A 16,816-nucleotide genomic window follows, 5' to 3' on the forward strand; every position below is an offset into this window, starting at 1 on the left:
CCCTCAGCCGTAGACTTGCTCCAACCCGGGCAGGGTTTTCAGCTCGCTCACCAATGCCTCAATGCTGTCGAATGGCTTCTCATCAATAGGCCAGCCGACCACGTTGATGGAGTTCCGGCCTTCCTGGCTGTTGATCCTGAAACTGCGCAGGTCCCCGCGTCGGGACCGATAGTCAATGTGGGTGGCCTCGGTGAGCATGAATTGGCCTGGCCGTGTCAGCAGCGCCTGGGCCGACTTCACCACTCGACTGTGCGAAGGGCCGGGCTGTGATTCCATTGAGTGCTGCAACGCGGCAGGATCAACGCGCAAGACCAGGTTGGCTTTGACCGTGCCTTCCCCTTTGTTCAGGCCCAGGCTGGCGGTGCGCCCCGGATCGACTTCGATGCCCAACGGGTGGGTGCCCATCCTATCTTCTATCCGCAGGCCGATGCTGCCGGTGAGTTCGGCCAGCCCAGGGATGTCCTTGAACGTATTGGTATGGGTATCGCCCACCAGTGCGACCCATTTACCGGGTTGGCGCTTGGAGGTCTGGATCCACTGAATCACCTCGGTAGCGTAATAGTTCATCATCCGCTGGCGCAGGGTTCCCGCACTGTCGCGCATATCGCGAAGTATGTAGCTCACGGTGCAGTCGATCGGCTGGATCTTGATTCCGGCCTCTCGGGCTTTGGTCACGACGTTTGTGAATGAGTAATAGTGGTTTCGGGGCAATGGGTAGATCCCGTTCAGGAAGTTTGTCAGCGCCTCGGCCATAGGGGCGTTCTTCGACCGGTAAAAAGCCTTCAGCATCGGAATATGCACATCCGTCAGCAGATGTTCGAAGTAGATGCGTTTGACACCTTGGCTGGCGAGTATCTGCATGTTGTCGATCAGAAAGGCTTTGCTCGATTCGGCGCTGTGGCTTTCGCCGATCACGAGGCCGTCACTGGCACGTAGCAGTTTCTCGATAATGCTTTGCTGTGATTCGTTCAAGCTCAAGCGGGGGAGGACCGGCTGCAGGGGCGAGTAGGGCAGGTGGTGAAAGAAGATCGCCGAATCCTGGTTTAATTGGCTCCTTTTCTCAAAGAACAGTCTCCGGGCGTTGCTGATCGACTGTGCATCCATTCCGAAGGGTTCGAAATCTTCCGAAAATGAGCTGGTGTCGGTGAGCATCTGCACGACGGTCTCGCGCACGGGCGCTGGCATCTGGTAGGCGCTGAAGAAACTCAACTGCTGGGTGCTATCGAACAGTTTGTAAACCCGTTGCCAGGCATTGCGAAATGCCCCCCCTCCGGTCAATCCGGCACGTCGCCATTGCAGGTCGGAGCTCTGAATAGCGTAGAGACCCGTGGCTTGAATCTTCTCGGGGGCTTCTGGATTATTCACGAACAGCTCAAAAGAACCCCAGTCATTCGGGCTTTTGTAGGTCAGGAAGGTCTCGCCCTGAATCTTGACGGTCTGCAAGCCGCTGGGAGATGTTGCAGCGACCAGGGGGCGAGTCTCGGTTTGGGCGGAGGCCTGAGTGATCACCTTGACGCTGATCTGGCCCTCCTCTGCCCGGGTAGCCGGGCCAAGCACGGGGCGTAACGCCTCGAGACTGCTCGCGCCTTTGCTGATGCCGTGGATAACCACCGGGAGCGCGTTCAGGGCGCCGAACACCATGCGCTCAACGGCGTGGGGTTTGTCCTTGAGCACGTCATCGGCGCCGATCGCCATGCCAGTCAAACCTGAGGTAATGAAACAAAACTCTGCCAGCAACGCGGTGCCCATGGTCAGCGCCACGGGGATCGCCAGCAGGCAGGCTTTATCCAAGGCGTCGAGGGTGTCGGCTTTGAATGTGTCCAAGGGCGAGACAAAGGTTTTGGCTGCCAATTTTGCAATCCGACTGCGGATCTGTCGTGCGATAAACGCAAATGGGTTGCTTCTGAGCGCCGGATACATTGGGTTATTAATGTATTGCTCGGGGTCCCAATAACCGTTGCGCAACAAGCTATTGAAAAAACCGGGGGGGCTGGAAGATTCCGGGTACATCGCCATACCGATCAATGCTTCCTCGACACCACAGTAGATCAGGCCGGAGTCAATCGAGTCGGGTTCAAAGTGGTTGGTCAGCGCTTTGCGCTGGGTCGGGTCCTTGGCCACTTTTACCAGCGCATTGCGCATGTCCGTTGGGCTGTTGAAACCATGGATGGGGGAGGAGTTGCCGGGGACGTACAGCAGGGTGATCTGGCTCTGGGTGTCGGTAATCGTAAGAATGTCGGTGGCGTCGAACTGATGAATGCGCAGCACGCGCACGGATAAGTTTTTATCCGGTGAGTAGGGCGCCTGAAAATCTTCAAGGGTCAGGTTGCTGGCGTCCCTGTCGACGCCGATACCTGCCGCTCGTGCGGCCAGTTGCCGTTCTGCTTCGGTGAGCGTGAATTCTTCGTACTGATTGAGGTAAGCCTTGGCGAAGGCAATGCGCATCAGGGTGGTGTAATTGTCCCGATGCTCCCCCCAGAATTGGGTGATGGCCTTGTCATAGGTTTGTTCAAAGTTGCTTGAGTCAATCACCTTTCTGAGAACGGCTGGCGCGATCTCCAGTTGGGTGGTCGGGTCGTAGACCTGAGGTTCGCTTTGCCGGTAAAGCGCCTCATACCGTCTGGGCGGGATCCAGCCGGAAGTGATGAACTCTTCGTTGAACATTTGCGGTATGCGGTTATCCATCAGGCGCGGCAGTTCATCGACGATATTGAAGTACGGCGCGATAGTGGAAAAGCCCGTGTTGTTGATCATGCCGCCAGGGGCATGGGGCGCATTGCAGATCATGGCCTCGGTCAGGCTCATGGATTGGACGATCACTGCAGTGTAGGGTGCATTGGGATTGTCGAGGTTGTATTCCAGAGTGGTCAGGAACGTAGTATCCGGGTCCAGTTGTTCCTGAGTGAATGGTTGTAGATGCTCGCAAAGCAATTGGGCTGCGATTGCGCTGGGCACCGGAAAGTCGGCCAGAACCTTTCGGACAAAATGATTGATATGCTGGAGTTGCCGAGTGTTGGACGTCATGGGCTTGCCTGGTTTTCTAATGAAAGCGGTTATTAACCGGTGTCCAGGCAATGCACGAACGGTAGCTGTTTATGTTCGATAGACCGAATTGTCACCCAAGCCTTCTTTGAGAAAGTCCACCAGCTTCCTGACCTTCGGCGACAAATGCCGCTGCTGCGGGTACAGCGCCCACACCGCCGTATTCGGTGGCTGATGCGCCTCCAGCAATGACACCAGCGCACCACTGTGCAAATGCTCCAGCACGTAATAATCCGGCAACTGACACAGCCCTACACCTTGCAGCGCCGCATCCAGCACCGCCTGCCCACTGTTACAGCGCCAGTTTCCCTGAACCCTTTGGGAAAATTCCCGCCCGTCCTGGGCCAGTTGCCAGATATCCGAGCTGCCGATCAGGCAGTTATGCCGACTCAATTCCGACAAGCTATGGGGCCGACCATAGCGTTCCAGGTAGGAAGGGGAGGCGCACAGGTACATGCGTCGCGGTGCCAGGCGGCTGGCGACCATGCGCGAGTCTTGCAGGCGACCCAGGCGGATGGCCAAATCCAGGCCCTCGTGCACCAGATCCAATTGACGGTTGCTCAGTTCGATATCCACCCGCAGTTGCGGATAGAGCGCCATGAACCGGGTCACCAGTGGCACGATAAAGCGCTCGCCATAGGCCACTGCGCAGGTCATGCGCAACATGCCCTTGGGTTCGCTGGTGAGGTCGCCTACTGCCCGCAGGGCTTCTTCGCGACCATCCTGCAAACGCTGGCAATGTTGCAGAAACGTCTGACCCGCTTCGGTCAGCGTCACCTTGCGTGTACTGCGATACAACAGGCGCGTTTGCAACCGCTCCTCCAGGCGTGCCACCTGGCGGCTTATATGGGACGACGATACTCCCAGGCGCTCTGCCGCCGCCGTGAATTGGCTGCACTCGGCCACTGCGACGAATTCGTCGATGCCTTCCCAGCGGTTTTCCAGCATGGTCATTATCCCTGTACAGCAATAAAGTTTTGCTTTCGCCTGGATTATTAATCAGGCAGCCATGTTTTACACTGCTGCAATCAATTTTTAACCCCCTGGAGAAACCCGGATGATCAAGTCCCGCGCCGCCGTAGCCTTCGAAGCCAAGAAGCCCCTTGAGATCGTGGAAGTGGACGTCGCCATGCCCAAGGCTGGCGAGGTGCTGTTGCGGGTGGTTGCCTCCGGCGTGTGCCACACCGATGCCTATACGTTGTCGGGTGCGGACCCGGAAGGCATTTTTCCGTCGATCCTGGGTCACGAAGGCGGCGCAGTGGTCGAAGCCATCGGCGAGGGCGTGACTTCGGTCGCTGTCGGTGATCATGTGATCCCGCTGTACACCCCGGAATGCGGCAAGTGCAAATTCTGCCTGTCGGGCAAGACCAACCTGTGCCAGGCCATCCGTTCTACCCAAGGCAAAGGCCTGATGCCGGATGGCACTACGCGCTTTTCCTACAAGGGCCAGCCGATTTTCCACTACATGGGCACGTCGACGTTCTCCGAGTACACCGTGTTGCCGGAAATCTCCGTGGCCAAGATTCCTAAGGAAGCGCCGCTGGAAAAAGTCTGCCTGCTTGGTTGCGGCGTCACCACAGGCATCGGCGCGGTGCTCAACACCGCCAAGGTCAAAACGGGTGACACCGTGGCTATCTTCGGGCTGGGCGGTATCGGCCTGTCGGCCGTGATCGGCGCGGTCAAGGCCAAGGCCGGTCGCATCATTGCCATCGACATCAACCCGGCCAAGTTCGAAATCGCCAAGCAACTGGGGGCTACCGACTGCATTAACCCGAAAGATTACGACCGCCCAATCCAGGACGTGATTGTCGATTTGACCGACGGCGGCGTGGACTTTTCCTTTGAGTGCATCGGCAATGTGCAACTGATGCGTGCGGCGCTTGAGTGCTGCCATAAAGGCTGGGGCGAGTCGGTGATCATCGGCGTGGCCGGTGCCGGCCAGGAAATCGCTACGCGTCCGTTCCAACTGGTCACCGGGCGCGTCTGGCGCGGTTCGGCATTCGGTGGCGTGCGTGGGCGCACAGAGCTGCCAAGCTACGTGGAAATGGCCCAGACCGGTGAGATCCCGCTGGACACCTTCATCACCCACACCATGGGCCTTGAAGATATCAACAAAGCGTTTGACCTGATGCATGAAGGCAAGAGCATTCGTACCGTCATTCACTTCTGAGGTCGGCCATGAGTCTGGAAAACCTGTCATGCCAGAAGAGCTTCGGCGGCTGGCATAAACGCTACAAGCATCATTCCGATGTGCTCGGTTGCGACATGACCTTCGCCGTCTATCTGCCGCCGCAAGCAGAGCAGGGCGGTAAGTTGCCGGTACTGTACTGGCTGTCCGGCTTGACCTGCACCGATGAGAACTTCATGCAGAAGGCTGGCGCCCAGCGCATGGCCGCCGAGCTGGGTTTGATTATCGTCGCACCGGACACCAGCCCGCGCGGCCCCGGTGTGCCGGACGATCCGGACAACGCCTGGGACTTCGGCCTCGGCGCTGGTTTCTATCTGAACGCCACGCAGGAGCCCTGGGCCCAGCACTATCGGATGCATGACTACGTAGTGCAGGAGTTGCCGGCCTTGGTGGAGGCGCATTTCCCGGCGTCAGCTAAACGCGGCATCAGCGGTCACTCTATGGGCGGACATGGCGCATTGGTATGCGCGCTGCGTAACCCGGGACGCTACCAATCGGTGTCGGCGTTTTCGCCAATCAACAATCCGATGGACTGCCCCTGGGGTCAGAAAGCTTTTTCCCGTTACCTGGGCGAAGAGCGTTCCAAGTGGCGTGAATGGGATGCCTGCGTGCTGATCAGCGAAGCCTCGGAAAAACTGCCGCTACTGGTGGACCAGGGCGATCGTGACGATTTCCTTGCGGTTCAGCTCAAGCCCGAGGCCCTGCAGCAAGCGGCGAAGGCGGCCAACCATCCGTTGGAACTGCGCCTGCAACCTGGCTACGACCACAGCTACTTTTTCATCGCCAGCTTCATCGAAGACCATTTGCGCCATCATGGTCGTGCTTTGCTCGGTTAATGTGAGGCAAAAGTAGGTAGAATCACGCCCTGAATTAAATCGGGGCGTTTTTTTATGCGTATTGGCCACGGCTACGATGTGCACCGTTTCGCTGAGGGCGATTTCATCACCTTGGGCGGCGTGCGCATCGCACACCACCATGGGTTGCTGGCTCATTCCGACGGCGACGTTGTCTTGCATGCCTTGAGCGATGCCTTGCTCGGCGCGGCGGCATTGGGCGATATCGGCAAGCACTTTCCGGACACCGATCCGACCTTCAAAGGTGCGGACAGTCGTGTGTTGCTACGCCATGTGGTCGGGTTGATCCGTGCCAAGGGCTGGAAGGTCGGCAACGTCGACAACACCATCGTGGCCCAGGCGCCCAAGATGGCCCCCCATATCGAAGCGATGCGTGCGCTGATTGCCGCAGACCTGCAAATTGAATTGGATCAAGTCAACGTGAAAGCCACCACCACCGAAAAGCTCGGATTTACCGGTCGTGAAGAGGGCATCGCCGTGCACTCCGTTGCCTTGTTGCTGCGCGCATGAACGATTTGCAACTGCTGGGCCCGCGGGCCTACGGCGAGGCCTTGGGCAGCGCGGTGCTGAAGGCGACGGCAGAAGACTTCCAGGTTGATGAGGTGCTGGACATTCCGTTGACTGGTGACGGTGAGCACCTGTGGCTGTGGGTGGAAAAGCGTGGCTTGAATACTGAAGAGGCCGCACGGCGTATCGCCAAGGCCGCCGGTGTGCCGCTGCGCACCGTCAGCTATGCCGGGCTCAAGGACCGTCAGGCCCTGACCCGCCAGTGGTTCAGCGTGCAGTTGCCCGGCAAGGCCGACCCGGACCTGAGCGGTGCGGAAAACGACACCCTCAAGATCCTGAAAACCACCCGCCACAAGCGCAAGTTGCAACGTGGTGCGCATTCGGCCAACGGCTTTACCTTGCGCCTGACTCAACTGGCCGGCGACATCGCCGCCATCGACGCGCGTTTGCAGTTGATTGCCCGGCATGGCATTCCCAATTATTTCGGCGCCCAGCGCTTTGGCCACAACGGTGGCAACGTGGTGGATGCCCGTGAATGGGCTGCTCGCAAGGCCCTGCCGGAGCAACGCAACGTGCGTTCGCGGTTGCTGTCCACCGCTCGTAGCTACTTGTTCAACAAAGTGCTGGCAGCGCGTGTCGCCGACGGTTCCTGGCAGCGCGCCCAGGTGGGTGACCTGCTGGCCTTTACCGACAGTCGCAGCTTTTTCCCTGCCGGGGAGGCTGAATGCAGCGACCCGCGCCTGGCGATCCTGGACTTGCACCCGACTGGCCCACAATGGGGCGAAGGCGACTCGCCGGCGAAAGGTCTTACGCATGATCTGGAACAATCTGTCGCTGCCAGCGAATCCGACCTACGTGATTGGCTGGTGAATGCAGGAATGAGCCAGGAACGTCGCATTCTGCGACTGCCCATTGGCGGGTTGACGTGGCATTATCCCGGGCCTGACATTCTGCAATTGGAATTCGTCCTGCCGGCCGGATGCTTCGCCACTGTCTTGGTGCGCGAGCTTGTTGATCTGGTGCCGGTGGGGCAGACGGACAGCCCATGCGTATTCTGATATCAAACGATGACGGTGCCACCGCACCCGGTCTTGCCGCGCTCTATGCTGCGCTGCAGGATTACGCCGAGTGCGTGGTGGTTGCCCCCGACCAGGACAAGAGCGGCGCCAGCAGTTCGCTGACGCTCGACCGTCCGCTGCACCCGCAGGTTCTGGCCAATGGCTTTATCAGCGTAAACGGCACCCCCACCGACTGCGTGCACCTGGCAATCAACAGTTTGCTGGAGCATGAGCCGGACCTGGTGGTGTCGGGAATCAACCTGGGCGCCAACCTGGGTGATGACGTGCTGTATTCCGGCACCGTGGCGGCGGCCCTTGAAGGGCGCTTCCTGGGGCGCACCGCGTTCGCCTTTTCCTTTGCTTCGCGGCAACTGGATAACCTGGCGACCGCGGCGTATTTCGCGCGCAAGCTGGTGCAGGCCCATGAGTCTCTGGACCTGCCGCCGCGTACGGTACTCAACGTGAATATTCCCAATCTGCCCCTCGACCGTATCCGCGGTATCCAGCTGACGCGCCTGGGCCATCGCGCGCGCGCGGCGGCGCCCCTGAAGGTGGTCGACCCGCGTGGCAAGGAAGGCTATTGGATCGCCGCGGCCGGTGATGCCGAGGATGGCGGGGAAGGCACGGATTTTCATGCGGTGATGCAAGGCTATGTGTCAATTACCCCGTTGCAATTGGATCGCACCTTCAGTGATGCCTTCAGTGGCCTCGATGGCTGGCTGGAGGGACTGCGTTGATGGCTCGTGAACAAGACGACTTGTTGCGCCGTGGCATCGGGATGACTTCCCAGCGCACCCGGGAGCGGTTGATCCAGCGTCTGTACGAAGAAGGCTTGTCCAACGCCCAGGTGCTGGAAGTGATTCGGCGTACGCCGCGGCACCTGTTTGTCGATGAGGCCCTGGCGCACCGCGCCTATGAAGACACGGCGTTGCCTATCGGCCACAACCAGACCATCTCCCAGCCCTACATGGTTGCGCGCATGAGCGAGCTGTTGCTGGCGGCCGGGCCCCTGGACAAGGTGCTGGAGATCGGCACCGGCTCCGGTTACCAGACAGCTGTGCTGTCACAGTTGGTAGAGCGAGTGTTTTCGGTAGAGCGCATCAAGGTGCTGCAGGACCGTGCCAAGGAGCGCCTGGTAGAACTGAACCTGCGCAACGTGGTGTTTCGCTGGGGCGATGGCTGGGAAGGCTGGCCGGCGCTGGCGCCGTACAACGGCATTATTGTCACCGCCGTGGCCACCGATGTGCCTCAAGCTCTGTTGGATCAGTTGGCGCCGGGCGGGCGGCTGGTCATCCCGGTGGGCTCCGGCGAAGTGCAACAGTTGATGCTTATTATCCGCGAGGAAGAAGGTTTTTCCCGGCACGTGCTGGGCGCGGTGCGCTTCGTGCCGCTGTTGAATGGCCCCTTGGCCTGAGCATTTATTCCCTGGCAGTGAATTCTGCTGGCGAGGATGTGTCTTACGCCGGGGTCTATTGAATCAACAGGCTTGGCAGCCGCAATTGAACAAGATGAATTTTTCGTTTCAGTCGGGTGCCAGTAAAAAGCCAATGCCCAGTTATACTTGCGTCATATTTCAAGCCTGATCCAGGCGTTAACGTTCAGCCACCACAAAGGGAGCGGCGGGTGAGTCTCACAGGTCCTGCGCAGCGAATGAGTAAAACAAGCTTTCAGCGACTGGTGCTTGGCCTTGTCTTGAGTTCCTTATTGGCCGCCTGCTCGAGCACGCCATCGGGCGGTGCGCGTGTCGTTGACCGCACCAACGCAGCACCGCAGCGGCCCACGGTGACCACGGGCCAGTATGTGGTGCGCAAAGGCGACACACTGTTCTCCATTGCCTTCCGTTATGGCTGGGACTACAAGGCGCTGGCCGCTCGTAACAACATTCCCGTGCCCTACACCATTCATCCAGGGCAGACCATTCGTTTCGATGGCCGCACAGGTTCGGCTGCTACGGCAGTTGTGACAAAGTCGGGATCTTCGCCATCGTCTTCGAGCAAAACCACCGTCATCACCCGGCCTGCAGGCAGTGCTTCGCCTAGCGTTGCAAGCAAGCCCGCACCCGCGCCGTTGCCACCTGCAGGGCCGGCGCCGACCGGCTGGGGATGGCCTTCAAATGGCGTACTGATTGGAAAATTCTCTTCAAACGGTAGTTTGAATAAAGGCATTGATATCGCCGGGGATTTGGGACAGCCTGTTTTAGCTGCGTCTGATGGGACAGTGGTGTACGCCGGGAGTGGTCTACGGGGCTACGGCGAGCTGGTCATCATCAAACACAGCGATACCTACGTCAGTGCCTACGGTCATAACCGCAGGCTGTTGGTTCGGGAGGGGCAGCAGGTCAAAGTCGGACAGACAATTGCCGAAATGGGTTCAACGGGCACAGACCGGGTGAAACTGCACTTTGAGATTCGCCGCCAAGGGAAGCCTGTAGATCCGCTGCAATTCCTGCCCCGTCGTTGATGTGTTGCACAGCCTGTTCCCTCACGTAGAAGGAACAGGCTCCAGCGTTGCCAAGGATAAAGGCGTCGCTTGAGCTTGAGGTCGAACTCACCAAAGGACTATAACAATGGCTCTCAGTAAAGAAGCGCCGGAGTTTGACATCGACGATGAGGTTCTCCTTATGGAGGCCGGCATCGATACGGATCCGATGTCAGATAATGAAGGAGCGGCACCACCTTCAGTTCGTACCAAATCCAGGAACGCCTCCGCGTTAAAGCAACACAAGTACATTGACTACACTCGGGCGCTCGATGCGACTCAGTTGTACCTCAATGAAATCGGCTTTTCCCCTCTGCTCACTCCCGAAGAAGAAGTCCATTTTGCGCGCTTGTCGCAGAAGGGCGATCCGGCTGGGCGCAAACGCATGATTGAAAGCAACCTGCGCCTGGTGGTGAAAATCGCCCGACGCTACGTCAATCGTGGGCTGTCGCTGCTGGACTTGATCGAAGAGGGCAACCTGGGCTTGATTCGGGCGGTGGAGAAGTTCGACCCCGAGCGGGGCTTCCGCTTCTCGACGTATGCCACCTGGTGGATTCGCCAGACCATCGAACGGGCGATCATGAATCAGACCCGCACGATCCGGCTGCCGATCCATGTGGTCAAGGAGCTCAACGTCTACCTGCGGGCGGCGCGTGAGCTGACGCAAAAACTCGATCATGAACCTTCGCCTGAAGAGATCGCCAACCTGCTGGAAAAACCGGTAGGGGAGGTCAAGCGCATGCTGGGCCTTAACGAGCGTGTATCGTCGGTCGATGTCTCGCTGGGGCCGGATTCGGATAAAACCCTGCTGGACACCCTGACGGATGATCGCCCGACCGATCCCTGCGAGCTGTTGCAGGACGATGATCTTTCCCAAAGTATTGACCAGTGGCTGTCAGAGCTTACGGACAAGCAGCGTGAGGTGGTGATTCGCCGCTTCGGCCTGCGTGGTCACGAGAGCAGCACCCTGGAAGATGTAGGCCTGGAGATTGGCCTGACCCGTGAGCGGGTGCGGCAGATCCAGGTGGAGGGCCTCAAGCGCTTGCGTGAGATCCTTGAGAAGAATGGCTTGTCGAGTGAGTCGTTGTTCCAGTAAGCGACGCCGCTTGAAAGCTTGGATGTGGGAGGGGGTACGCCCCCTCCCACATTTTTTATGCCCGGCTTTTGTTCAGGCCTCTCTCAAAATCCAGGCATAAAAAAACCCCGCTTTTAAGGGCGGGGTTTTTCGACTGAGTCAGTACAAGTTAGATAACTTGAACTTCTTCAGCTTGCATGCCTTTCTGACCGCGGGTAGCGATGAAAGAAACCTGTTGGCCTTCTTTCAGGCTTTTGAAGCCGTCGGATTGGATAGCTTTGAAGTGAACGAACAGGTCGTCACCGGATTGTGGAGTGATGAAGCCGAAGCCTTTTTCATCGTTGAACCACTTAACGGTACCAGTTTGGCGATTAGACATGGTGTAACTCCTTGGACAAAGTTAACTGCGACTCAGGAAAAGCCCTGGCCGAGACTGAGTGCAAAGAGCAGGAAAAATTCTTGGAGATGGTTGGATCGAAATTCAACATATCGTGTAGAGATTCTCAGTGACACAAGCAGCACAGTGGCGCCACCTTAACCCTTTTTCCGGAACGTGCCAATGGTATTTCCGAAGGTTTCTCTATTTTCGTGACTGGCGGTGGTATTTACAGCCATCCCTGACGGCAATCCCGGCCCCGGCCGCGTTGGCTGAGGCTTATAGCGGGCAGGGCTTTGATCAAGAAAACCCTTGCGGCCTTTGAACCCCAAGGCTGGCCCCGGTAAGATGGCCCACAGATTTTTCCACCTCGCTATTCAGGACACCGCCATGAGCATCAAATCGGACAAGTGGATTCGCCGCATGGCGCAGGAACACGGCATGATCGAGCCGTTCGTCGAGCGCCAGATTCGTGGCGAAGGTGATGAGCGGGTGATTTCGTACGGGGTCTCCAGCTATGGCTATGACGTGCGTTGCGCCGATGAATTCAAGGTGTTCACCAACATCAATTCGGCGATTGTCGATCCGAAGAACTTCGATGAAAAAAGCTTCGTCGACGTCAAGAGCGACGTGTGCATCATCCCGCCCAACTCCTTCGCCCTGGCGCGTACCGTGGAATTCTTCCGCATTCCCCGCGACGTATTGACCATCTGCCTGGGTAAAAGCACTTACGCTCGTTGCGGCATTATCGTCAACGTCACCCCGCTTGAGCCGGAGTGGGAAGGTCATGTGACCCTGGAGTTCTCCAACACCACCACCTTGCCGGCAAAGATCTATGCCAATGAGGGCGTGGCACAGATGCTGTTCCTGCAGTCCGACGAGGCTTGTGAAGTGTCCTACAAAGACCGCGCCGGCAAGTACCAGGGCCAACGTGGCGTCACTCTCCCACGCGCTTGATCGAAAGCTCCTACGGTTAAAGGGAATTAGTCTGCACAAAGTGACTCTATTCAGGTGTACTGCCTCGGCGCGTGCAAAACGCGTCGGGCCACGCTTGAGGAGTACCTTATGAAGATCGACCCGCGAATCAGCGCAGAACTCGCCCGGCTTGAACCCAACCAGATTGGTGTTCTGGCCTGGTCCCTGATGGCTAACCCTGCCCATGCGGGCGGCATTCCAGGCCAGCCCGAGCCCGATTACCCCCAGCCTACCGAGCCCGGTGAGCCGACCCTGCCAGACGAGCCACCACCCGCGCCTGTCGCCTGATACCTGGACGGCCAATCAGTCACTTACTGATGGGCCAAATCTTGTGTTCGCCGATGACAAAGATTCGGTGCTCATCACCCTGCTGCACGGCATAGCCCCCGGTAAAGGCGCCAAACGCCGGCAGCAGGCTGACCCGTTCGCCGATCTGGAAGCACGGCAAGCGCAAGCGCTCGCGGCCCTTGCCGCGCAAGTGGTACACCGGATGCACATGCCCCGCCAATACGTGGTGGCTGGCATGGGCGTCAGGCTCATGTTGCAGGGCGAAAGGGCCCATCAGCAGTGGCTCTGGCACCACCTCGATCCTCAGGTCAGCAGGCGGGTCGCCTGCCCGTTTATCGTGATTGCCGCGAATCAGGGTTATCGCTAGGGCACCGTTACGTTCACGCCAGGCCCGGATCGCGCCGAGGGTGCCGCTGGCGTGAGAGCCTGGGCCATGGAGGAAGTCACCGAGAAAGATGACCTGCGTGCAAGGCACGGCCGAGAGCAACTTGTCCAGGCGATCCAGGTTGGCCGATGTGGTGCCCTGCGGCACCGGTTGCCCGAGGCTGCGATAGGCTGACGCCTTGCCGAAATGCGCATCGGCAATAAGCAGGCACTGACGAGCGGGCCAGTACACGGCCTTGTCCGCCAATAACCACAGTTCTTCGCCTGCAAGCGTCAGTGCACAATGCATCAAGCTTTTCCTTTGTCGGCGACTTTTTCCAGGTCCTTGACCATCCGGGCGATGCGCTCCGACAACTTCTCCGAACTCATGCTTTCGCGCATTCGTTCCACCAACAGCGGGAAGGCCAGGGGCGTGGGCCGCTGAATCGTATGCACGTCCAGTTTCAGTGCCGATAGATGACTTAATGTCTCTTCCAGCCGACGAATATCCAACTCATCGCGCAAGACTTCTTCCCCTGCCTGGGCCAGCAGCAGGTTCTGCGGGTCATATTGCTTGAACACTTCAAAGAATAATCCGCTGGAAGCCTGCACCTGCCGCGTGCTTTTCGGCGCACCGGGATACCCGGCGAACACCAGCCCGGCGATCCGCGCGATTTCGCGAAAGCGGCGCAGGGCCAGTTCTCCTGCGTTAAGGCTGGCGGCCACATCCTCCAGCAAGCGCTGTGGGCTCAGCAACGCCGTATTCAACAACAACGACCAGTTCACTGGCGTGGCGCTCAACAGTTCCAGGCCATAATCATTCACGGCTATGGAGAAGGTCACCGGCTGCTGCTGACTGACCCGCCACGCCAATAAGCTCGCCAAGCCCAGGTGTACCTGACGGCCGGCGAAGGGGTACAGAAACAGGTGCCAGCCTTCTCGTGATTGCAGGGTTTCGGCGAGCAGGTTGTCGCGCGTCGGCAGGCCAGACCAGCGCAGTTGGGTGTGCAACAACGGTTGTACCGCCTGCATCTCCGGGCCGTCGAAGTGCCCATGCGCCGCCGCATCAAAACGTTCGACCACCGCCTGGGCCAGTTCATTGGAAAGCGGCATACGCCCGCCATTCCAGCGTGGCACCGCGGCTTTTTTCGCGCTGCTGCGGCGCACGTAGGCGGTCATGTTTTCCACGCGCACCAATTCCAGCAAACGCCCGGCGAACAGAAACCCATCCCCCGGCTTGAGCCGCGCAATAAAGCCCTCTTCGACACTGCCCAGGTTCTTGCCGCCGCCACCCTTGCTCCAGAATTTCAACTGGATACTGGCATCACTGACGATGGTACCGACGCTCATGCGGTGACGGCGTGCCAGGCGGGCATCCGGGACACGCCAGATGCCATGCTCATCGGGCTCCACACGGCGGTAATCCGGATAGGCGGTAAGTGACAGGCCACCATGGCGTACAAACCCCAGGGCCCAGGCCCAATCCGCTTCGGTGAGATCGCGATAGGCCCAGGCGCCGCGCACTTCCGCCAGCAGCGCATCCGGGGTAAACCCACCCCCCAGGGCCATGCTGACCAAGTGTTGCACGAGCACATCCAGCGGCTTGTGTGGCGATTCCCGCGCTTCGATGCGCCGCTGCGCAATTGCATCCTGGGCGGCAGCCGCCTCCACCAGCTCCAGGCTATGGGTCGGCACCAGCGTCACCCGTGACGGCCGACCCGGTGCATGGCCGGAGCGCCCGGCGCGTTGCATCAGCCGCGCCACACCTTTCGCGGAGCCGATCTGCAACACTCGCTCCACCGGCAGGAAGTCCACACCCAAGTCGAGGCTGGAGGTGCACACCACCGCCTTGAGCTGCCCATCTTTCAATGCTCGCTCCACCCAATCCCGGGTCTCCCGCGATAACGAGCCGTGGTGCAGGGCAATCAATCCGGCCCAGTCCGGGCGGGCATCGAGAATCGCCTGATACCAGATCTCCGATTGCGCCCGGGTGTTGGTAAAGACCAGGCAACTGCTGCTGGCCTCTACCTCTGCGACCACTTGCGGCAACATCTTCAAGCCGATATGCCCGGCCCAGGGAAAGCGCTCGGTGACGGGCGGCAGCAAGGTGTCGACCTGCAGTGCCTTGGCCGTCTGCCCCTGTACATTGATCCCACCGCCCTGTGGGACCAGAACCTCCAAAGCGTGGGCCTGATTACCCAGCGTCGCGGAAATGCCCCACACCATCAACTCAGGATGCCAGCGCCGCAAGCGCGCCAGCGCCAGTTGCAACTGCACGCCACGCTTATTGCCGATCAACTCGTGCCATTCATCCACGATCACCATGCGCAGGTGCGCCAGGCTCGTCTCACTGTCGGCCCGTGCGAGCATCAGCGTCAGGCTTTCCGGGGTGGTGACCAGAGCGGTGGGTTGGCGGCGGGTCTGGCGTGCGCGCTCGCTGCTGCTGGTGTCGCCGGTACGCAGGCCCACGCTCCAGGGAATTTGCAGGGCGTCCAAGGGTGCCTGCAGGGCACGTGCGGAATCGGCAGCCAAGGCACGCATCGGCGTGATCCACAGCACCGTCAATGGTTCAGCGGGTGGCTTGCGCTTGCCGGTAGCGGGCGGGCGGGTGATGGCGAAACGGTTGAGGGCGGCGAACCACAAGGCATAGGTTTTACCTGCACCGGTACTGGCATGCAGCAGCCCTGACTGGCCAGCCTTGACCGCTGCCCATACATGTTTCTGAAAGGCGAACGGTTTCCAACCTTTGGCGGCAAACCATTGTTTGGCGAAATCGGGGTTTTTTGCCATGCGGCAGCGGACGCTCTGGAGGCTCTATTGCAGAGACCCTCCAGGCGTCACAAAGGTTTACTTCAAATTGCCACTTAGAAACTGCTGCAGGCGCTCGCTTTTCGGATTGCCCAGCACATCCTCGGGGGTGCCTTGCTCTTCCACCAGGCCCTTGTGCAGGAACAGCACCTGGCTTGAGACCTTGCGCGCAAAGCTCATCTCGTGAGTCACCATGATCATGGTGCGGCCTTCCTCGGCCAGGCCCTGGATCACCTTCAACACTTCACCCACCAGTTCCGGGTCGAGGGCCGAGGTGGGTTCATCGAACAGCATCACCTCAGGCTCCATCGCCAGGGCGCGGGCGATGGCTACCCGCTGTTGCTGGCCGCCAGACAGGAACGCCGGGTACTGATCGGCTACACGTGCCGGCAGCCCGACCTTGTCCAGATAGCGGCGGGCGCGGTCTTCGGCGTCTTTCTTGCTGCACCCCAGCACGCGGCGCGGGGCCATGGTGATGTTTTCCAGCACGCTCATATGGCTCCACAGGTTGAAGTGCTGGAACACCATCGCCAGCCGTGTGCGCAAGCGTTGCAGCTCGGCGTCGTCGGCCACGCGCATACCGTGGCGGTCGCTGACCATGCGGATCGCCTGGCCGTCCAGGGTCATGGCGCCATCGTTGGGGGTTTCCAGGAAGTTGATACAGCGCAGGAACGTGCTCTTGCCGGAGCCGCTGGCGCCGATCAGGCTGATCACGTCACCGGTCCTGGCCTTGAGCGAAACACCTTTGAGCACTTCATTGTCGCCATAGCTTTTATGCAGGCCTTCAACGGTCAGTTTGTACAT

The 16,816-nt window shown here is 59.4% G+C and carries 16 protein-coding genes; 10 read left to right on the forward strand and 6 right to left on the reverse strand.

All coding sequences use genetic code 11. The features are described 5' to 3' along the window. Positions 1-3 precede the first annotated feature (3 nt). Both J1G33_RS03095 and J1G33_RS03100 read right to left on the reverse strand, forming a co-directional pair. Positions 4-3,024: a membrane-targeted effector domain-containing toxin gene (locus tag J1G33_RS03095; RefSeq protein ID WP_223017671.1), complete on the reverse strand. Its 3,021-nt coding sequence runs from the start codon at positions 3,022-3,024 to the stop codon at positions 4-6. Positions 3,025-3,093: 69 nt separating this feature from the next. Next, a complete protein-coding gene (locus tag J1G33_RS03100; RefSeq protein ID WP_005785749.1) occupies positions 3,094-3,990 on the reverse strand; it encodes a LysR substrate-binding domain-containing protein in 897 nt (298 codons plus the stop codon). Between the two features lie 109 nt (positions 3,991-4,099). On the opposite strand from J1G33_RS03100, the gene J1G33_RS03105 reads away from it, so the two are divergent. The 8 genes from J1G33_RS03105 (at position 4,100) to rpoS (ending at position 11,223) form a co-directional block, all read left to right on the forward strand. Next, the gene (locus J1G33_RS03105; RefSeq protein ID WP_223017672.1) at positions 4,100-5,212 is read left to right on the forward strand and encodes an S-(hydroxymethyl)glutathione dehydrogenase/class III alcohol dehydrogenase; all 1,113 of its coding nucleotides are present in this window, start codon (positions 4,100-4,102) and stop codon (positions 5,210-5,212) included. Between the two features lie 8 nt (positions 5,213-5,220). After that, positions 5,221-6,066: an S-formylglutathione hydrolase gene (fghA, locus tag J1G33_RS03110; RefSeq protein ID WP_032877364.1), complete on the forward strand. Its 846-nt coding sequence runs from the start codon at positions 5,221-5,223 to the stop codon at positions 6,064-6,066. A 54-nt stretch (positions 6,067-6,120) separates the two neighbouring features. Continuing rightward, the gene (gene ispF, locus J1G33_RS03115; protein ID WP_223017673.1) at positions 6,121-6,594 is read left to right on the forward strand and encodes a 2-C-methyl-D-erythritol 2,4-cyclodiphosphate synthase; all 474 of its coding nucleotides are present in this window, start codon (positions 6,121-6,123) and stop codon (positions 6,592-6,594) included. Next, positions 6,591-7,649 (forward strand): tRNA pseudouridine(13) synthase TruD, encoded by a 1,059-nt coding sequence (truD, locus tag J1G33_RS03120; protein WP_148852417.1) that lies wholly within the window; start codon positions 6,591-6,593, stop codon positions 7,647-7,649. Before ispF ends, truD begins: the two co-directional genes overlap by 4 nt. Continuing rightward, entirely contained in the window at positions 7,637-8,386 is a 750-nt protein-coding gene (surE, locus tag J1G33_RS03125; RefSeq protein ID WP_005785760.1) for a 5'/3'-nucleotidase SurE, read from the forward strand. The genes truD and surE overlap by 13 nt, the downstream gene beginning before the upstream one ends. A 41-nt stretch (positions 8,387-8,427) precedes the next feature. Then, positions 8,428-9,063 carry a protein-L-isoaspartate(D-aspartate) O-methyltransferase gene (locus J1G33_RS03130; protein ID WP_010176736.1) on the forward strand — a complete coding sequence of 212 codons (636 nt, stop codon included), beginning with the start codon at positions 8,428-8,430 and terminating at the stop codon, positions 9,061-9,063. 209 nt (positions 9,064-9,272) lie between these two features. After that, positions 9,273-10,109 carry a peptidoglycan DD-metalloendopeptidase family protein gene (locus tag J1G33_RS03135; RefSeq protein ID WP_032877360.1) on the forward strand — a complete coding sequence of 279 codons (837 nt, stop codon included), beginning with the start codon at positions 9,273-9,275 and terminating at the stop codon, positions 10,107-10,109. A gap of 106 nt (positions 10,110-10,215) precedes the next feature. Next, entirely contained in the window at positions 10,216-11,223 is a 1,008-nt protein-coding gene (gene rpoS, locus J1G33_RS03140) for an RNA polymerase sigma factor RpoS (protein WP_032877359.1), read from the forward strand. A 148-nt stretch (positions 11,224-11,371) separates the two neighbouring features. Here the strand turns inward: rpoS and J1G33_RS03145 are convergent, their stop codons facing one another. After that, a complete protein-coding gene (locus tag J1G33_RS03145) occupies positions 11,372-11,581 on the reverse strand; it encodes a cold-shock protein (RefSeq protein ID WP_002554837.1) in 210 nt (69 codons plus the stop codon). Between the two features lie 387 nt (positions 11,582-11,968). Between J1G33_RS03145 and dcd the strand changes: the two genes are divergently transcribed. After that, on the forward strand, positions 11,969-12,535 hold the full coding sequence (dcd, locus tag J1G33_RS03150; protein ID WP_003189215.1) for a dCTP deaminase: 567 nt from the start codon (positions 11,969-11,971) through the stop codon (positions 12,533-12,535). 108 nt (positions 12,536-12,643) lie between these two features. After that, entirely contained in the window at positions 12,644-12,841 is a 198-nt protein-coding gene (locus J1G33_RS03155) for a hypothetical protein (protein WP_005785769.1), read from the forward strand. Between the two features lie 19 nt (positions 12,842-12,860). On the opposite strand, the gene pdeM is transcribed toward J1G33_RS03155, so the two are convergent. From pdeM to J1G33_RS03170, 3 genes are read right to left on the reverse strand one after another with little or no spacing between them, the layout of a single operon-like run. Then, complete coding sequence (gene pdeM, locus J1G33_RS03160; RefSeq protein ID WP_223017674.1) at positions 12,861-13,514, reverse strand: ligase-associated DNA damage response endonuclease PdeM; 654 nt, start codon at positions 13,512-13,514, stop codon at positions 12,861-12,863. Then, positions 13,514-15,994, reverse strand: coding sequence for a ligase-associated DNA damage response DEXH box helicase (locus J1G33_RS03165; RefSeq protein ID WP_103733458.1), 2,481 nt, complete (start codon positions 15,992-15,994; stop codon positions 13,514-13,516). The genes pdeM and J1G33_RS03165 overlap by 1 nt, the downstream gene beginning before the upstream one ends. A gap of 57 nt (positions 15,995-16,051) precedes the next feature. Next, on the reverse strand, positions 16,052-16,816 hold the full coding sequence (locus J1G33_RS03170) for an ATP-binding cassette domain-containing protein (protein WP_005785775.1): 765 nt from the start codon (positions 16,814-16,816) through the stop codon (positions 16,052-16,054).

This window comes from Pseudomonas sp. P867 (genome assembly GCF_019891455.1).
Taxonomy (GTDB): domain Bacteria; phylum Pseudomonadota; class Gammaproteobacteria; order Pseudomonadales; family Pseudomonadaceae; genus Aquipseudomonas; species Aquipseudomonas synxantha_A.